17 protein-coding genes and 1 rRNA gene are annotated in these 16,719 nt (G+C 53.6%); all 18 read left to right on the top strand.

Annotation, left to right across the window (positions count from 1 at the left end):
- The first annotated feature begins 237 nt into the window (after positions 1–237).
- Positions 238–1,176, top strand: coding sequence for a quinolinate synthase NadA (gene nadA / locus BLO51_RS19540; protein WP_090674551.1), 939 nt, complete (start codon positions 238–240; stop codon positions 1,174–1,176).
- A gap of 35 nt (positions 1,177–1,211) precedes the next feature.
- Positions 1,212–2,825 carry an L-aspartate oxidase gene (gene nadB, locus BLO51_RS19535; RefSeq protein ID WP_090674549.1) on the top strand — a complete coding sequence of 538 codons (1,614 nt, stop codon included), beginning with the start codon at positions 1,212–1,214 and terminating at the stop codon, positions 2,823–2,825.
- The gene (nadC, locus tag BLO51_RS19530) at positions 2,818–3,705 is read left to right on the top strand and encodes a carboxylating nicotinate-nucleotide diphosphorylase (protein WP_090674610.1); all 888 of its coding nucleotides are present in this window, start codon (positions 2,818–2,820) and stop codon (positions 3,703–3,705) included. The genes nadB and nadC overlap by 8 nt, the downstream gene beginning before the upstream one ends.
- Positions 3,702–4,469, top strand: a complete 768-nt coding sequence (locus tag BLO51_RS19525; RefSeq protein WP_090674548.1) for a type III pantothenate kinase — start codon at positions 3,702–3,704, stop codon at positions 4,467–4,469. The genes nadC and BLO51_RS19525 overlap by 4 nt, the downstream gene beginning before the upstream one ends.
- A gap of 89 nt (positions 4,470–4,558) precedes the next feature.
- The gene (hslO, locus tag BLO51_RS19520) at positions 4,559–5,431 is read left to right on the top strand and encodes an Hsp33 family molecular chaperone HslO (RefSeq protein WP_090674546.1); all 873 of its coding nucleotides are present in this window, start codon (positions 4,559–4,561) and stop codon (positions 5,429–5,431) included.
- Positions 5,432–5,494: 63 nt separating this feature from the next.
- Entirely contained in the window at positions 5,495–6,433 is a 939-nt protein-coding gene (locus BLO51_RS19515; RefSeq protein ID WP_090674545.1) for a peptidyl-prolyl cis-trans isomerase, read from the top strand.
- A gap of 110 nt (positions 6,434–6,543) precedes the next feature.
- On the top strand, positions 6,544–7,482 hold the full coding sequence (cysK, locus tag BLO51_RS19510; RefSeq protein WP_090674543.1) for a cysteine synthase A: 939 nt from the start codon (positions 6,544–6,546) through the stop codon (positions 7,480–7,482).
- 323 nt (positions 7,483–7,805) lie between these two features.
- Positions 7,806–9,368 (top strand): anthranilate synthase component I family protein, encoded by a 1,563-nt coding sequence (locus tag BLO51_RS19505; RefSeq protein ID WP_090674541.1) that lies wholly within the window; start codon positions 7,806–7,808, stop codon positions 9,366–9,368.
- Positions 9,365–9,946, top strand: a complete 582-nt coding sequence (gene pabA / locus BLO51_RS19500) for an aminodeoxychorismate/anthranilate synthase component II (RefSeq protein ID WP_090674540.1) — start codon at positions 9,365–9,367, stop codon at positions 9,944–9,946. Before BLO51_RS19505 ends, pabA begins: the two co-directional genes overlap by 4 nt.
- Positions 9,943–10,857 carry an aminodeoxychorismate lyase gene (gene pabC / locus BLO51_RS19495; RefSeq protein WP_090674538.1) on the top strand — a complete coding sequence of 305 codons (915 nt, stop codon included), beginning with the start codon at positions 9,943–9,945 and terminating at the stop codon, positions 10,855–10,857. The genes pabA and pabC overlap by 4 nt, the downstream gene beginning before the upstream one ends.
- On the top strand, positions 10,847–11,677 hold the full coding sequence (gene folP / locus BLO51_RS19490; RefSeq protein WP_090674536.1) for a dihydropteroate synthase: 831 nt from the start codon (positions 10,847–10,849) through the stop codon (positions 11,675–11,677). The genes pabC and folP overlap by 11 nt, the downstream gene beginning before the upstream one ends.
- 48 nt (positions 11,678–11,725) lie before the next feature.
- Complete coding sequence (gene folB, locus BLO51_RS19485) at positions 11,726–12,094, top strand: dihydroneopterin aldolase (RefSeq protein WP_090674609.1); 369 nt, start codon at positions 11,726–11,728, stop codon at positions 12,092–12,094.
- On the top strand, positions 12,094–12,618 hold the full coding sequence (gene folK / locus BLO51_RS19480) for a 2-amino-4-hydroxy-6-hydroxymethyldihydropteridine diphosphokinase (protein ID WP_090674535.1): 525 nt from the start codon (positions 12,094–12,096) through the stop codon (positions 12,616–12,618). Before folB ends, folK begins: the two co-directional genes overlap by 1 nt.
- Complete coding sequence (locus BLO51_RS19475) at positions 12,600–12,815, top strand: helix-turn-helix domain-containing protein (protein WP_090674533.1); 216 nt, start codon at positions 12,600–12,602, stop codon at positions 12,813–12,815. Before folK ends, BLO51_RS19475 begins: the two co-directional genes overlap by 19 nt.
- Before the next feature lie 28 nt (positions 12,816–12,843).
- The gene (gene dusB / locus BLO51_RS19470; protein WP_090674531.1) at positions 12,844–13,836 is read left to right on the top strand and encodes a tRNA dihydrouridine synthase DusB; all 993 of its coding nucleotides are present in this window, start codon (positions 12,844–12,846) and stop codon (positions 13,834–13,836) included.
- Positions 13,837–14,036: 200 nt separating this feature from the next.
- Positions 14,037–14,513 carry a transcription elongation factor GreA gene (greA, locus tag BLO51_RS19465; RefSeq protein WP_090674529.1) on the top strand — a complete coding sequence of 159 codons (477 nt, stop codon included), beginning with the start codon at positions 14,037–14,039 and terminating at the stop codon, positions 14,511–14,513.
- An 86-nt stretch (positions 14,514–14,599) separates the two neighbouring features.
- Complete coding sequence (lysS, locus tag BLO51_RS19460; protein ID WP_090674527.1) at positions 14,600–16,096, top strand: lysine--tRNA ligase; 1,497 nt, start codon at positions 14,600–14,602, stop codon at positions 16,094–16,096.
- A 360-nt stretch (positions 16,097–16,456) separates the two neighbouring features.
- Positions 16,457–16,719, top strand: a 16S ribosomal RNA gene (locus BLO51_RS19455); the annotation flags it as partial.

The following is a 16,719-nucleotide window of genomic DNA, read 5'->3' as shown; positions in this document are numbered from 1 at the left end:
GACGCTGATTGAGAAACTAGCCTTAGGAAAGGGAGCGGATCGTTCCACAATACGAAACCGGTATATTCCGGCCTTTTTGTGCCTATTTCAGCATTGACACCGCCCGGTCTGTTGTGTAAATTAAGTGTAAATCTTTAAACACTTTGTGAACATTTTCACCAGCAAATTGCAGCACGTTCCAGAGAGATATGAGTCAGAATCATCAGGGTGGTCATACGAAAAAAAGGATGGTGCGTCATGGAAGCATTGGCGTTGGAGCGTAAAGCGGAGCAGCAAAAAGAGCTGAAAGAGCGGATCGCCCAGCTGAAGAAAGAACGGAATGCCATTATACTTGCTCATTATTATCAGCGCGACGAGATTCAAGAGGTAGCCGATTTCCGCGGGGATTCGTTCCTGCTGGCTCAAAAAGCCGCTTCTACCGACGCCGATGTGATCGTGTTCTGCGGCGTGCATTTTATGGGCGAAAGCGCAAAGATATTGGCCCCGAACAAAACGGTGCTCATCCCGGACGAGCGGGCCGGCTGTCCGATGGCCGACATGGTCAATGTCGACGGTCTGCGGGCGTTAAAGCAAAAGCATCCGAACGCTAAAGTCGTGGCTTACATTAATACGTCGGCGGAAGTCAAATCCGAAACCGATATTTGCTGTACGTCGGCCAATGCGATCAATGTTATCAATTCGGTCGATTCCGATGAAATCATCTGGGTACCGGATAAAAACCTCGGTGATTACGTTTCCAAATTTACCGATAAGAAAATGATTATTTGGGAAGGGTACTGCAACACTCATGACATGCTGACCGTCAAAGATGTTGAAGAGATGAAAGCCCAATATCCGAATGCCCAATTCGTCGTTCATCCCGAATGCCGCCCGGAGGTCGTCAAACTCGGTGATTTTGTCGGCAGTACAACGGCCATCATCAAATATTGCAGGGAATCCGATTGCCAGGAGTTTATTGTCGGTACGGAAGACGGTACGGGGTATCAGCTCCGGCTCGACAGCCCGAACAAAGCGTTCCATTTTGCCACCAAATATTTGGTTTGCCCAAATATGAAGGTAAACAACCTGAAAAAAGTGGTCAAATGTCTGGAGACAAACCAACCCCAAATTTATGTACCACCGCAAGTGGCCGACAAAGCCAGAGCATCCTTGGAGCGCATGCTGCAGGTCAAGTAGCATGCGCTACTTCCTTGTTGAACGGGTGAGAGCTGATGATACCTCGTTTTTTGGTTAATTTCGATGTGCGGCAGCTGCCGCAGGTACATACCGATGTCATTGTGATCGGCGCAGGAATCGCCGGTCTTTTCACGGCACTGCGTTCCGCTGAGAACCATAAAGTGCTGATGGTCACCAAAAAGTCGCTGCTTGACAGCAATACCCGGTATGCCCAAGGGGGAATTGCGGCTGTCATTTCGGACGAAGACTCGCCGGCCTATCACCGGCAGGATACGCTGATCGCGGGAGCCGGACTTTGCTCTTCTGCGGCCGTGGATGTTCTGGCGCATGAAGGGCCCGCCGGGGTTACGGATTTGATCCGGATGGGGACCGAATTCGATATGGAGGACGGACGCTATGCGCTGACGAAAGAAGGGGCGCACAGCCAGAGGCGCATCCTTCATGCGCAAGGGGACGCTACCGGTGCGGAAATCGTGCGTGCGTTGTCCGAGAAAACGAAACAGGACCCGAATATCGAGATTTGGGATGACCATTTTGTAATCGATTTAATTACGAAGAACGGCGAATGCTACGGTGCACTGGTTCAAAGGCCGGACGGCAGCCGGATGATCGTTCATGCGAAGGCGACCATCCTATGTACCGGCGGAGCGGGGCAATTGTTCCGCTATACGACCAATCCCGATATCGCCACCGGAGACGGCATTGCGATTGCTTACCGGGCAGGAGCGAGCATCCGGGACGTGGAGTTTATTCAGTTCCATCCGACGGCTTTGTGCTATCCGGGAGCTCCGAGGTTTCTGATCTCCGAAGCGGTACGCGGGGAAGGGGCCGTACTGCGTAATATTAACGGCGAGCGGTTCATGGAACGGTATCATCCGCAGCTGGAGCTTGCTCCGAGGGATATTGTCGCCCGGGCGATCGTCAGCGAAATGGAAAATACCAAGTCGACCTTCGTCTACATTGATTTTACGCACGAATCGGAAGAAACGGTGAAGCACCGGTTTCCGACCATTTATGAATATTGCCTGACCTACGGACTCGATTTGTCGTCCGATTGGATCCCGGTAGCTCCGGCGGCTCATTACATGATGGGCGGTGTAGAGACCGACCTGCACGGAGAAACGGCTGTCAAGCGTCTATTTGCGTGCGGGGAAGTATCCTCAACGGGTGTACATGGGGCCAACCGGCTGGCCAGCAACTCGCTTTCCGAAGCGATTGTGTTCGGGCGGCGGATTGTCGAGCGGATCGACCGCTTGTCGCCGATCGCAGAGCTTCCCCACATCCGGGAGGAGCAGCGGTCCAAGGATAACGCGATTCAGCCCGTTGTCGAAAAGAAGCTGAAGCTGCAAAAGGTAATGCTCCGATACGCAGGACTCAAGCGGCACGCTCAAGGAATGGAGAAAGGCTACGACGAGCTGAAGCGTCACCTTTCGATTTTTGACAGCCGTTTGGCCAAGCGGGAAGAATATGAATTTGCCAATCTGCTCATCTGCGCGCTTCTGACGACGCAGGCCGCTTTGATTAGGCAGGAAAGCCGCGGGGGACACTACCGGGAGGACTTCCCGGACAAGGATGACGCGGTTTGGCGCAAGCATACCGTGTTTAATCGTACCAACGGCATTACGGAAGGACGGATTGATGATGTTTGAGTTGAACCGGTCGAATCTGGACCGAAGCTTGCGGGCTTGGCTTGAGGAAGACATCGGGATGGGCGACGTCACGACGATGACGACGATTCCGGCGGAATCGCAAGCCAAAGGCATTATTCACGTCAAAGACGAGGGTATTATCGCTGGGCTCCCGGTGGCCGAAGCGGTCTTCGCATTGGTTGATCCGCAGCTTCGGTTCGAAGCGAAGGTGAAAGACGGCGCGGCGGCCCGATACGGTACCGTGATCGCGGAAGTATCCGGCAGCACCCGCAGCATTTTGCTCGGGGAGCGTCTCGCGCTGAATCTGCTGCAGCGCATGTCCGGCATTGCTACGCGTACGCGCCAGTTTGTGGACCGGCTGGAAGGACTGTCGGTTCGTCTTGTGGATACGCGCAAAACGACGCCAGGCCACCGGATGCTGGAGAAGTATGCGGTTCGTGTCGGGGGAGGACATAACCACCGGTTCGGATTATATGATGCCGTCATGATCAAGGACAACCATATCAAGGGAGCGGGAGGAATCCGTCAAGCCATTACAGCGGCCCGCGCTCAAATTCCGCATATGATGAAGATTGAAGTCGAAGTGGAAAACTTCGAGCAGTTGGAAGAAGCGTTAGCAGCCGGTCCCGACGTTGTTATGCTCGATAACATGTCGCCGGAGCAAATGTCGCAAGCCGTACAGCGCATGAAAAGCCAGGCTCCGCATATCATGGTAGAAGCGTCGGGTAACGTTACGCTGGACACAGTCCGCAGTATTGCCCAGAGCGGGGTGGACGTCATTTCCGTCGGCCGGCTGACCTATTCCGTTCAGGCGCTTGATATCAGTTTGGATTTGAACGAACAGAAAGGTTCCGCAGGAGTAACGGTGGACCGGTCATGATCTTAGTGGTGGACGTGGGAAATACTAACATCGTGCTCGGGATCTACGAAGGGAAGCAGCTGCTTCACCACTGGCGGCTGAGTACCAACCGGTCCGCCACTTCGGACGAGTACGGAATGACCATGTACAACCTGTTCCGGCATGCGGGAATCGGCCTGGATCAAGTCGACGACGTCATTCTTTCTTCCGTCGTGCCGCCGCTGATGTTTGTACTGGAACAATTATGTTTAAATTATTTAAAGAAAGCGCCATTGATTGTAGGACCTGGTATCAAGACCGGACTGAATATCCGTTACGAGAACCCGAAGGAAGTCGGCGCAGACCGGATCGTGAACGCAGTCGCTGCTATCGAGCTGTACGGCTCGCCTTGTATCGTGGTCGATTTTGGAACAGCTACGACGTTCGACTATATTGACGAGAAGGGCCAATTCATCGGCGGTGCCGTCGCGCCCGGGATCAGTATCTCCACCGAAGCTCTGTATCAACGGGCGGCAAAGCTGCCCCGCATTGAGCTGGTGAAACCGAAAAGCGTCGTCGGCCGCAATACGATCGCATCGATGCAGGCCGGAATTATTTACGGCTTCGCCGGTCAAGTGGACGGAATCGTGGAACGGATTAAGCAGGAGTTTCGGGTTGAGCCGAAAGTCATCGCAACAGGCGGGCTGGCAGAGCTCATTGCAGGAGAATCCCGTACAATCGATTTGATCGATCCGCTTCTTACGCTGCAGGGATTGCAAATTATATATGAACGCAACATCGGCTAGAGGTCTGCATATTCGCAGCAAGCAGGACCCCTTAATTAGGCTTCTTGGACCCTAGCTTGTAGCGTCATTAGAACAGAAGGAGCTTTGTCATGCAAGATTATTTAATCAGGGCCACGGCCTATGAAGGAAAAGTACGCGCCTTTGCCGTCTGCACCACCGGAATTGTTGAAGAGCTGCGCCGCCGTCATCAGACTACGCCTACCGCGACCGCTGCTTTAGGACGTACGGCAACGGCTGCGCTGATGATGGGTATTATGCTTAAAGGCGAAGAGAAGCTGACTGTTCAAGTCAAAGGCGGCGGGCCGATCGGCCAGCTTGTCGCGGATTCCAACGCTCACGGAGAAGTACGCGGGTATGTGGACAATCCAGCCGTCGATTTGCCTTTGAACCAGGTCGGAAAACTGGACGTGGCCGGTGCTGTCGGTACTGACGGTTTTTTGTATGTCATTAAAGACCTCGGACTCAAGGAACCTTACCGCGGCAGCATCCCGATCGTTTCCGGTGAGCTCGGCGAAGATTTTACGTATTATTTTGCCAAATCAGAACAAACGCCTTCGGCTGTCGCTTTGGGCGTGCTGGTCGACGTGGATTATACCGTGAAGACCGCCGGCGGATTCATCATTCAATTGCTGCCGGGGTTAACGGATGACGAGATTACGCAGATTGAAAAGGAGCTTGCGGCTCTTCCGCCGATTACGTCCTTGCTTGACCGCGGAGACCGTCTGGAGGACATCCTCGCTACGATGCTTCCCGGAGCCGAAGTACTGGAGAGACGCGACGACATACGTTTTCAGTGCAAATGCTCGCGTGAGCGCGTCGAGCAGACCTTAATAAGTCTGGGGCGCGATGAATTACAGCAAATCCTGGAAGAAGACGGCAACGCGGAAATCGTGTGCCATTTTTGCAACGAAGCCTATCGTTACAGCGGGGAAGACCTTGAAGCGATTCTCAAGTCCATATAAAACGACGGGATGGCGAGCAGCCGCCCGGTCGATATAGAGAGTGATTATACGAGGAGATAGGGTATGCGAAACATTAAAGTATTATGGGGCATGGTCGCTGTGTTGCTGGTCGCGGTAGTCATCCTATCCTCCGTATTAATGGCCCACTCCTTATACCTATCCCCTACCGATAAATATCCGGACCCCCAGAAGCAGGACGGAGAGGCGCAAATTTTGGCCACGATCGGAGAGAAAAAGATAACGTTAGCCGAATTGGAAACACAGCTGCTGGCGGCGCACGGGCGCGAGCTCTTGGACCGAATGATTGACCGGGAAGTGGTGCGCTTGGAGGCGAAGGCCTTGAGCATCGAAATTGGCGACAGCGAAGTGCAGCAGGAACTGAAGCGGATGAAGCAGGGGTACGAAAGCGAGCAACAATTTTTGGAAACGATGAAAAATCAGCTGGCTTTAACTCCCGAGACGCTCAAAGAAGACGTTTACCACAAGCTGTTGGCCGATAAAGTTGCCATTCGTAACGTTCGGATCACCGATGAAGAAGTGCAGGCATATATTGCGGCGCATCCGGATGAATTCCAGACACGCATAGAGTTCCGCCTTCAGCAGATCGTGACGGCCAGCAAGGAGCAGGCCCAGCGGGCGTTGAACGACTTGTCCAAAGGAACCGATTTTGCCCAAGTAGCCAAGGAGCGTTCCCTTGATGATGCGACGCGCGATAGCGGAGGAGACTTGGGCTGGCTGGAAGAGGGCGATCCGTTCGTTCCCGCCCCGATCATGAAGACTGCCAAGCAGCTGAAGCAAGGAGAAGTCGGAAAACCCGTGGAAGTCGACGGCAAATATGTCGTCGTAAAGCTGAGAGAGCGTAAAGAAACTTCGAAGGAAGAGCCTGCGATGGTTCGGGAGCGGGTCCGCAAAGATCTGGCCCTTCGGGAAGCTCCTCCGATGAAGGAGATGCTGCGTACGCTCCGAGACAAGTGGAAAGTATCGGTCCGGGCAAATTTCTAGAAAACGGCAGGGAATTGTATTGACAACCATCGTAGGGGTTGATAAGATTACAATATAATACCCACTAAATTACTCGGATATTTTGATGTAAACTTGAGGAGGAGAACGGAATGGCCAGATTAGTGCAAAGCGTTACGCAATTGATTGGGGACACGCCATTGGTCAAATTAAACCGTGTCGTGCCGGAGGGCAGTGCGGAAATCTACGTGAAACTGGAATTCCAAAACCCGGGCGCTAGCGTAAAAGACCGGATTGCCATCAGCATGATTGAAGTGGCCGAGCAAGAAGGCCGTATCAAACCGGGCGATACGATCGTCGAGCCAACGAGCGGAAATACGGGAATCGGTCTGGCGATGGTCGCCGCGGCTAAAGGCTATAAGGCAATTTTGGTCATGCCGGAGACGATGTCCATGGAACGCCGCAATCTGCTTCGCGCTTACGGTGCGCAGCTGGAGCTGACGCCGGGCGCGGAAGGGATGAAGGGCGCCATCAAGCGTGCGGAAGAAATCTTGGCCGAAAATCCGGGTTACTTCATGCCTCAGCAGTTCAAGAACCAAGCGAACGTCAAAATTCACCGCGAAACGACCGGTCCGGAAATCGTCGAAGCGATCAACGCGCATGACGGCAAGCTGGACGCTTTCATTGCCGGAATCGGAACGGGCGGAACGATTACAGGCGCCGGTTCGGTGCTCAAGGAGAACTTCCCGAACATTAAAATTTACGCTATCGAGCCTGCGGCTTCTCCGGTATTGTCCGGGGGTAAGCCGGGTCCGCACCGCATTCAAGGGATCGGCGCAGGCTTTGTGCCGGATATTCTGGATACCACCATTTATGACGGCATCATTGCGGTAGAGAACGAGGAAGCGTTCGAAACGTCCCGCCGCGTAGCGAAAGAAGAAGGCATTCTGGGCGGCATTTCGTCCGGAGCGGCCATCTTTGCCGCACTGAAGATCGCCAAGGAACTTGGCCCCGGCAAGCGCGTGATCGCCGTCGTTCCAAGTAACGGCGAGCGCTACCTGTCCACACCGCTGTATCAATTCGAGGACTAATAAGCCAACCAAGCCTGCTCATCCTGCAAAGGTTGAGCAGGCTTTTATCTTTCTACCCATGAAATTGTGAAGGGAGTTGTTGCTCGTAGTTAGTCGAAGGAGAAATCGCGTTTCGCGGCGAGTTTTTTGCACCATCCCCTTCCGCTTCCATGAACTTATAGGGGATGGTGCAAAACGTGTTTGAGCTGAAGCGAAACGCGATTTCTCCGCAGACTGCTCAAGGGGCCCGGGTTCTCTCGATTCATCACCGCCCTTTTATTCGCCCGCAATTTCAAGTATACTAATCCCAACATTAAACGACGAACGCAAAAGGAGGACGGAACATGCTCCTGACATCCTATCATCAATGGCAGCAGTGGGCTCAGGACTACACCGTGCTTCCATATGTTATCCGGTTTTCATTAGAGCAAAGCCGCCCGCTTTCTTGGGCGCCGATTTGGGAGGAAGCGGCTCCGGGCTCCTTTGTGCTGGAGAGCGGGAAGGGCGGCCGCTACAGTTTTTTTGGCATTCGGCCCGTTTCGGCTATTCAAGGTACAGGCTACGAGGCGACGGTCACGGAACGGGATGGCAGCGAAGAGAAGCGGCACGGAGCGCCGCTGGAGCTGGTCAAAAGCTGGCTTGCCCCTTTTCGCTCGCCGGTTGTCGAGGGGGCCCCGAAATGGATAGGCGGATGCGTCGGGTTCTGGGGCTACGATGTGATCCGTACCATTGAACGGCTGCCGGTTCGGGCGAAAGCCGATTTGCCCGTGCCCGACTATGCTTTTGTTCGGGTGAACGAGCTTTGGATTATCGATCATGAAACCAATCAGCTGTTTTGCGCGGTCCACACGGAGCTTTCGCAGCAACAACTGGACGAGCCCGGTTGGCTTGAAGCCCGCTATAAGGAAGCGGAGCAGTCCGCAGCCCGGATGAAAGGCTTGTGGGATCGATTGGCGGAGGCTGCCGCCAATCCGCTCTTGCAGGAAGAAGCGGACCGGAAGCGGACGCTTATGGAAGAAGACCGCCTTCGGGTGGACGTGGATGCCATTGAAGGGATGGCTTCCGATTTTCCGAGAGAAGCTTACATGGATGCGGTACGCAAAGTTCGCGATTACATCAGTGCCGGAGACGTGTTTCAGGTGAATCTGTCGGTGCGCCAGAACAAGCGGCTTGAGGCCTCGCCTGAAGAAATCTATGAATGGCTGCGGCTGGTGAACCCTTCCCCTTATATGGGACTGCTGCGATTTCGTGATTTTCAGCTTGTATCGGGTTCCCCGGAGCTGCTGGTCCAGCTTGAACGAGGAACCGTCCGCACTCGTCCGATCGCAGGCACCCGTCCGCGCGGCATGAGCCCGGAAGAAGACCGGCAGCTAGCGGATGAACTGATCCATCATGAAAAAGAACGGGCCGAGCATATCATGCTTGTCGATTTGGAGCGTAACGATCTCGGACGAATTTCGACATACGGGACGGTAAAGGTCAAAGACTTTATGGTCATTGAGTACTATTCCCATGTGATGCATATCGTGTCGGAAGTTGAAGGAAAGCTGGCTGAGGGCCGCGATGCCTTCGATGTCATTGCCGCGACGTTCCCGGGCGGCACCATAACCGGTGCTCCGAAAATCCGCACCATGGAGATTATCGAGGAACTGGAGCCGGTGAGAAGAGGACCATATACCGGGTCTATCGGCTGGATTGACTATAATGGCGATATGGAATTTAATATAATCATACGTACGCTCATCGCAGCAGGCGGTACAGGATATGTTCAGGCCGGGGCGGGAATTGTCATCGACTCGATTCCGGAGAAGGAATACACGGAATCGATTAACAAAGCAAAAGCCATGTGGAAAGCAATCCAATATAGCGAACGAAATCCATGCCCTGCGGGAGGTAGAAAATCATGATTTTGGTCATCGACAACTACGATTCGTTTACGTACAATTTGGTGCAGTATTTGGGGGAATTGGGCGAAAAGATCGAGGTTCGCCGCAACGACGAGATCGATCTGGAGGGGATCGAAGCGTTAAAGCCGGACCATATTTTGATCTCTCCGGGGCCTTGCACGCCCAACGAAGCGGGAATCAGCCTGTCGCTGATCGAACGCTTCAAAGGCCGGATTCCCATTCTCGGCGTCTGCCTCGGCCATCAATCGATCGGACAGGCGTTTGGCGGCGAAGTGATCCGCGCAGAACGGCTGATGCACGGGAAGACCTCGGAAATATTCCACGACGGTCAAGGGGTCTTTAAGGATATGCCGTCTCCGTTTACGGCAACGAGGTACCATTCCTTGATTGTAAAAAGAGAAACGCTGCCCGATTGCTTCGTGATCACCGCCGAAACGGCCGAGGGCGAAATTATGGGACTGCGCCATAAAGAATACCCGATCGAAGGCGTTCAATTCCATCCCGAGTCGATCATTACCGATCACGGGCATCAAATGCTGCGCAATTTTTTGAACGAAACCGCAGTGAGCCAAGGGTGAAAATCGATTTGAACGGAAACGTCATAGAGGAACAAAAGGCCGTGGTCTCCGTATACGACCACGGTTTTCTTTACGGTATGGGGTTATTCGAGACGTTCCGCACCTACGGCGGGCGTCCCTTTTTGTTGGAATGGCATCTCGAGCGGTTGGCCGCAGGCTGCCGGGAGCTGGACATCCGCTACGTTCCCGATCCGGACGGCTTGCAGGCCCGGGTTCGTAGATTGCTTGAAGCGAACGCATTGACGGATGCCTACTTCCGCTTTACGGTTACGGCGGGCACGGACATTCTCGGTCTTCCGGTCGAACCGTACAAGCACCCTACGGAAATCCTTTATATAAAATCGTTGCCGCCCATCGATTCGTCGGTTTATAGCAGCGGCAAGCCGCTGCAGCTCCTCGAATCCCGTCGAAACTCGCCGGAAGGCACGATTCGACACAAATCGCTGCATTATATGAACAATATTTTGGCAAAACAAGAACTCCGGCGCTACCCTTGGGCGGCTCAGGCAGAAGGTCTCCTGCTGGATGCCCAAGGCTTCTTGTCGGAAGGGATCGTCAGCAATGTGTTTTTTGTGCGCGGCGGAGAGCTGCACACGCCTTCGGTGGAAACGGGGCTTCTGCCCGGCATCACGAGACGCTATGTGATGAAGGTGGCGCGCGAGACCGGATTATCCGTATCGGAGGGCTTGTACAGGTGGGAAGATCTTACCGGAGCGGACGAAGTATTTTTGACGAATTCCATTCAAGAAATCATTCCTGTGACAAGGCTGTTGGACCGGGAAGGGAAAGGGCACACCGTCGGCGACGGCACGGCAGGTCCTGTTACGGCAAGATTGCTGTCCCGGTATAGGAACGTTTGTTCCTGGTATGGTATAATAGCTGAAGCTAAGGAGGAAAATGATGAACGCTAGCATGACGGATTCTAACAAGCTCGAGCGGCTGTTGAGCGGGTCGAGGTCAGTCGTGATGGGGATTCTTAATGCGACCCCGGACTCCTTCTCGGACGGGGGGCGGTACATTGATCCGATCGCTGCCGTGGCCCGGGCTTTGGAGATGATCGCGCAGGGAGCCGATATCATTGACGTAGGCGGCGAATCGACGCGTCCCGGGGCTCCCGCCATATCGCTGGAAGAAGAGCTGGAACGAGTCATCCCTGTCATTCGCGCGCTGCGGCAGGCAGGCATCGATACGCCGATTTCCATCGACACGTACAAAGCCGAAACGGCAAGACAAGCGATGGCCGCGGGCGCAAGCCTGCTCAACGATATATGGGGATTGCAGAAGGAGCCGGACATGGCCCGCGTAGCTGTAGAATACGGCTGCCCGATCGTTCTGATGCATAATCGCACCGAAGCGGTGTATGCTAACTTTATCCAAGACGTGATCGAGGATTTGCGGGAAACGGTTCGCCGGGCGCATCAAGCGGGGATTCGCGACGAACAGATTATTTTGGACCCCGGCATCGGATTTGCCAAAACGTACGAGCACAATTTGCAGTTGATGAACCATCTGGACCGGATTGTCTCCTTAGGATACCCTGTGCTGCTCGGCACGTCGCGCAAGAGCATGATCTGCCGTGCGCTGAATTTGCCGACGGACGACGTGGTGGAAGGAACCGCGGCTACCGTTGCCCTCGGCATGGCCCAAGGCTGCCGGATCGTCAGAGTGCATGATGTACAAGCCATGCGGCGTGTTGCCGATATGACCGACGCCATAACGCAGCGCCGATGAAGCGGCTGCTTGCAAGACGCGACCGCGACTTGAAGGAGGAAGATGAAGTTGGATAAAATGATGCTGAAAGGGATGGCCTTTTACGGATACCACGGCGTTATTCCAGAGGAAAACAAGCTGGGGCAGCGCTACTGTGTGGATGTGGAGCTGTACCTTCCGCTGGATCGGGCGGGGCGCTCCGACCGGGTAGAAGACACCGTCAATTATGCCGAGGTACATGATTTGATCAAAACGATCGTCGAGCGAAAAACGTTCAAGCTGGTCGAGGCGCTGGCTGAGCATATTGCATCCGAGGTATTGCGAACTTATACTAGTATAAATGAATTGACCGTTCGCGTCGTCAAGCCGCACCCGCCGGTAGCCGTTCATTTCGACGGCTTCACGGTCGAAATTCACAGGAAGCGGGAAGCCCGCTAATGAACGATGGAGATATGCAGTCGAACGAAGCTTGGGAGAGGGCTTACATCGGGCTGGGCTCCAACATCGGAGACAGGGAGCGCTTCCTGACGGAAGCCGTTCACTTGCTACAGGAGCATCCGCAGATTCGCGTTACAGGACAATCGGCTTTGTATGAGACCGATCCGGTTGGCTATACGGATCAGGCCCCCTTTTTGAATATGGCGATCGAGGTGACTACGACGCTCTCCCCGGAACAACTGCTGGAGCAGTTGATGGAAACGGAAAGGCTGCTTGGCCGCGTCCGTGATATTCGCTGGGGCCCTCGTACCATTGACCTTGATATGCTGATGTACGGCAACGTCAGGCAGCAGCAGCCTGAATTGACGCTGCCGCACCCGCGCATGCATGAGCGGGCATTCGTTCTGATTCCTCTTATCGAGGTATTGGAGCTTCATCACCAGCCGCAGGCCGAGCCTTTACGAGCGTTTTTGGAGCGTGCGGAAGGAAAGGAAGGCGTTACACTTTGGAAAAAAATGCAATAGCCCAGCGCATCCGCGCTTTTCGCAAATTAAAAGGATTTACTCAAAACGAGCTGGCGGAACGGCTGGAAGTTTCCATTGCCGTACTCGGTTCCATCGAGCGGGGAACGCGCAAGGCGGATCCGAAAATCGTCCGTAAAATATGCGAAACGCTGGGGATCGAGCCGGAGGAGCTTTATTTCCAAGCAAGCGGCAAATAAATCACCCTTCCCAGAAAGGAGAGATACGATGTTAACGATAGGCAATGTCACCGCCCCAAACAAAGTGGTCCTGGCCCCGATGGCAGGCGTCTGCAATCCGGCCTTTCGCTTGATCGCGAAAGAGTTCGGCTGCGGCCTCGTCTGTGCCGAGATGGTCAGCGATAAAGCCATCCTGCACGGAAATCATCGCACACTGGAGATGCTGTACGTCGACGAGCGGGAGAAGCCGCTCAGCCTGCAAATTTTCGGCGGCGACACCGAAACGCTTGTTGAAGCGGCTAAATATGTGGATCAGCATACGAATGCGGACATCATCGATATCAATATGGGCTGTCCTGTGCCCAAAATTACAAAATGCGACGCGGGGGCGCGTTGGCTGCTGGACCCCGACAAAATCGAGCAGATGGTCTCGACCGTCAGCCGGTCCGTCAGCAAACCGCTAACCGTGAAAATGCGGATCGGCTGGGACGACGATCATATTTATGCGGTACGGAACGCGAAGGCCGTAGAGAACGGCGGCGGCGCAGCCGTATCCGTTCATGGGCGCACGAGAGTGCAGATGTATACCGGTCACGCGAACTGGGACATCATTAAAGAGGTCAAAGAAGCCGTTTCGATTCCGGTGATCGGCAATGGGGACGTCTTTACTCCCGAGGATGCGAAACGGATGCTCGACCAGACCGGCGTCGACGGAGTCATGATCGGCCGCGCGGCATTGGGCAATCCGTGGATGCTTTACCGGACCATCCAATATTTGACCAAAGGGGAGCTCCCTCCGGAACCGATCCCGCAAGAGAAAATCCGCATCGCGGTGCTGCATTTGGACCGGTTGACGGCGCTGAAAGGCGAAGCGGTGGCGGTCAAGGAAATGCGCAAGCATTTGGCCTGGTACTTGAAGGGGTTGCATGGGGCGGCGCGGATCAAAGACGCCATTATGGAGCAGACGAAACGGGACGCCATGGTGCAACTTCTCACCGACTTTATCGAATCGTTCGACCAACGCGAGGCAACCGTTCACTAGCCCGGTTCGGTGGGCGAAATCGGGGCGGTTGGCTTCAATTGACATTTGAATGGGGTTGCAATATAATCAGTCAATAGTCATTTGCGGCCGACGGTTGGTGGCATCAAGCAGCGTCGCGTTCATATAGTAATTATCAGTGAATTCATACTCGATTGGGCTCGAAATATGAAAATCTTTCACACGACGGGAGATAGGTAGTAATGGCGGAAAAAGAAGTCATTCTCACGCAGGAAGGTTTGAAAAAGCTCGAGGAAGAGCTGGAGCATTTAAAGTCGGTGAAGCGCCGCGAGGTGGCGGAGCGGATTAAAGTGGCCATCGGTTACGGCGATATCAGCGAGAACTCGGAATATGAAGACGCCAAAAACGAACAAGCGTTCGTTGAGGGCCGTGTTCTTACTTTGGAGAAGTTGCTGCGCAATGCGCGGATTATCAACAACGACGAAGTCGATACGAATGCGGTGAACGTCGGTTCCATCGTTATCTTGAAGGACCTCGAATTCGGGGACATCGTCGAATACTCCATCGTTGGTACGGCGGAATCCGACCCGTTCCAAAATAAAATTTCCAACGAGAGCCCAGTCGGCAAAGCCATTCTCGGCAAACGCAAAGGGGCAATCGTTGACGTTAGCGTACCGGCAGGCGTTATTCAGTACGAAATTATCGATATCAAGAAGTAAAACGGTGACAACAAAAGGAGCTTCCTCAGGAAGCTTTTTTAACTATAGAGCCGGGAAGCTTTACTTACGACCAAGGAGCTGGAAACATGACTGTGGAATTGGAATTGAATGAATTGCTGCAAATTCGGCGCAATAAATTGGATGAACTGCGCGGCCTTGGGATCGATCCGTTCGGGCAAAAGTTCGACAGAACGCACCATGCCGGCGATATCTTCAAAGCCTACGAAAACAAGTCCAAGGAAGAGCTTGAAGCGCTTTCCCCCGAAGTAAGCATTGCCGGGCGGATTATGCAGAAGCGGGAAATGGGCAAAGCGGGCTTTGCCCATATTCAGGACATAACCGGCAAGATTCAAATTTATGTGCGCGCCGATGCGTTGGAAGAATCCAAGTACAAGGCGTACGAACTGCTGGATATCGGCGATTTAATCGGCGTTCGCGGCACCGTCTTCAAGACAAAAACCGGTGAGCTTTCTGTTAAAGCGACATCGGTAGAAGTGCTGTCCAAATCGCTGCTGCCTTTGCCGGAGAAATATCACGGACTCAAAGATGTCGAGCTACGGTACCGACAACGTTACGTGGACTTGATCATGAACCAAGACGTGCAGCAGACCTTCATTTTGCGTTCCAAGATCATTCAGTCGATGCGCCGCTATCTGGATTCCCGCGGCTATTTGGAAGTCGAAACGCCAACCCTGCATGCCATTGCGGGCGGTGCGGCCGCTCGTCCTTTCATTACGCATCATAATGCGCTGGACATGCAGCTGTATATGCGGATTGCGATTGAGCTGCATTTGAAGCGTTTGATTGTCGGCGGGATGGAAAAAGTGTATGAAATCGGACGGGTCTACCGTAACGAAGGTATTTCGACGCGCCATAACCCGGAATTTACGATGATCGAGCTGTACGAAGCGTATGCCGACTATAAAGACATCATGAAGCTCACAGAAGAGATGATCGCGCATATTGCTCAGGAAGTGCTGGGTACGACCAAGATTACGTATCAAGATCAAGAAGTTGATCTCACGCCATCATGGCGTCGCGTCTCGATGGTCGATGCTATTAAAGAAGTGACGGGCGTTGACTTCAGCGTTCAGATGACGGATGAGGAAGCGCATCGCTTGGCCAAAGAACACAATGTGCCGGTTGAGCCGATGATGACCTTCGGTCATATCGTGAACCAGTTCTTTGAGACGTTCGTTGAGGAGACGCTTATTCAGCCTACATTCATCACGGGGCATCCGGTGGCGATTTCCCCGCTGGCGAAAAAGAACGAGCAGGACCCGCGGTTTACGGACCGTTTCGAGTTGTTTATCGTGGCGCGCGAGCACGCCAACGCGTTCACCGAGCTGAACGATCCGATCGATCAGCGGGAGCGGTTTGAAGCGCAGCTGGTGGAGCGGGAGCAGGGGAACGACGAGGCGCATGAAATGGACGAAGACTTCGTACGCGCTCTTGAATACGGCATGCCGCCAACCGGAGGTCTCGGGATCGGAGTCGACCGTCTGGTGATGCTGCTTACGAATGCGCCGTCGATTCGTGACGTGCTGCTTTTCCCGCTGATGCGTGAGCGTCAAGGCGAATAATTTCGGACAAGCAAAACATGCTTCGCCCTTTGTGGGAAAAGCATGTTTTTTGTTTACTTTAGAGTTAATGCGAAAGGAAAAAAATAACAGTTGCAAAGTGCATGAACGTTTGGTATATTAGTCATTGTCGCTTCTGCGGTTGAGTTCGAAAGAACCAAGCATGAAAAAAGAAATTAAAAATAATGCTTGCAATCAGCTAGGCAGATGTGATATATTAAAGAGGTCGCTTTTGACGGGTTGTAAAACGAAGTCGAAAGATGACGAACATCATTGCCCTTTGAAAACTGAACATCGAGTGAGTGTCATAAAGAGAATGAAAATTCTCGTCAGTAGTAACTTTTGAGCTTTATCAGCTTTTCTTTAATGGAGAGTTTGATCCTGGCTCAGGACGAACGCTGGCGGCGTGCCTAATACATGCAAGTCGAGCGGGTTTTACCTTCGGGTAAAGCGAGCGGCGGACGGGTGAGTAACACGTAGGCAACCTGCCTGTAAGACTGGGATAACTACCGGAAACGGTAGCTAAGACCGGATAAGTGGTCTTCTCGCATGAGAAGATCAAGAAACACGGGGCAACCTGTGGCTTACAGATGGGCCTGCGGCGCATTAGCTAGTTGGTGGGGTAA

Source organism: Paenibacillus tianmuensis (assembly GCF_900100345.1).
In the GTDB taxonomy this organism is placed as follows: domain Bacteria; phylum Bacillota; class Bacilli; order Paenibacillales; family NBRC-103111; genus Paenibacillus_G; species Paenibacillus_G tianmuensis.
Note: the sequence above shows the minus strand (reverse complement) of the source record. Positions and strands in the feature narration are given on the sequence as shown.

What these genes read in the sequence shown, in the direction of transcription:
- hslO (WP_090674546.1), top strand. Translation starts at nt 4,559, where the DNA reads ATGCAAGATTATTTAATCAGGGCCACGGCCTATGAAGGAAAAGTACGC.
- nadC (WP_090674610.1), top strand. Translation starts at nt 2,818, where the DNA reads ATGTTTGAGTTGAACCGGTCGAATCTGGACCGAAGCTTGCGGGCTTGG.
- pabA (WP_090674540.1), top strand. Translation starts at nt 9,365, where the DNA reads ATGATTTTGGTCATCGACAACTACGATTCGTTTACGTACAATTTGGTG.
- cysK (WP_090674543.1), top strand. Translation starts at nt 6,544, where the DNA reads ATGGCCAGATTAGTGCAAAGCGTTACGCAATTGATTGGGGACACGCCA.
- lysS (WP_090674527.1), top strand. Translation starts at nt 14,600, where the DNA reads ATGACTGTGGAATTGGAATTGAATGAATTGCTGCAAATTCGGCGCAAT.
- BLO51_RS19505 (WP_090674541.1), top strand. Translation starts at nt 7,806, where the DNA reads ATGCTCCTGACATCCTATCATCAATGGCAGCAGTGGGCTCAGGACTAC.
- BLO51_RS19525 (WP_090674548.1), top strand. Translation starts at nt 3,702, where the DNA reads ATGATCTTAGTGGTGGACGTGGGAAATACTAACATCGTGCTCGGGATC.
- BLO51_RS19515 (WP_090674545.1), top strand. Translation starts at nt 5,495, where the DNA reads ATGCGAAACATTAAAGTATTATGGGGCATGGTCGCTGTGTTGCTGGTC.
- folK (WP_090674535.1), top strand. Translation starts at nt 12,094, where the DNA reads ATGAACGATGGAGATATGCAGTCGAACGAAGCTTGGGAGAGGGCTTAC.
- greA (WP_090674529.1), top strand. Translation starts at nt 14,037, where the DNA reads ATGGCGGAAAAAGAAGTCATTCTCACGCAGGAAGGTTTGAAAAAGCTC.
- folP (WP_090674536.1), top strand. Translation starts at nt 10,847, where the DNA reads ATGAACGCTAGCATGACGGATTCTAACAAGCTCGAGCGGCTGTTGAGC.
- nadB (WP_090674549.1), top strand. Translation starts at nt 1,212, where the DNA reads ATGATACCTCGTTTTTTGGTTAATTTCGATGTGCGGCAGCTGCCGCAG.
- nadA (WP_090674551.1), top strand. Translation starts at nt 238, where the DNA reads ATGGAAGCATTGGCGTTGGAGCGTAAAGCGGAGCAGCAAAAAGAGCTG.
- dusB (WP_090674531.1), top strand. Translation starts at nt 12,844, where the DNA reads ATGTTAACGATAGGCAATGTCACCGCCCCAAACAAAGTGGTCCTGGCC.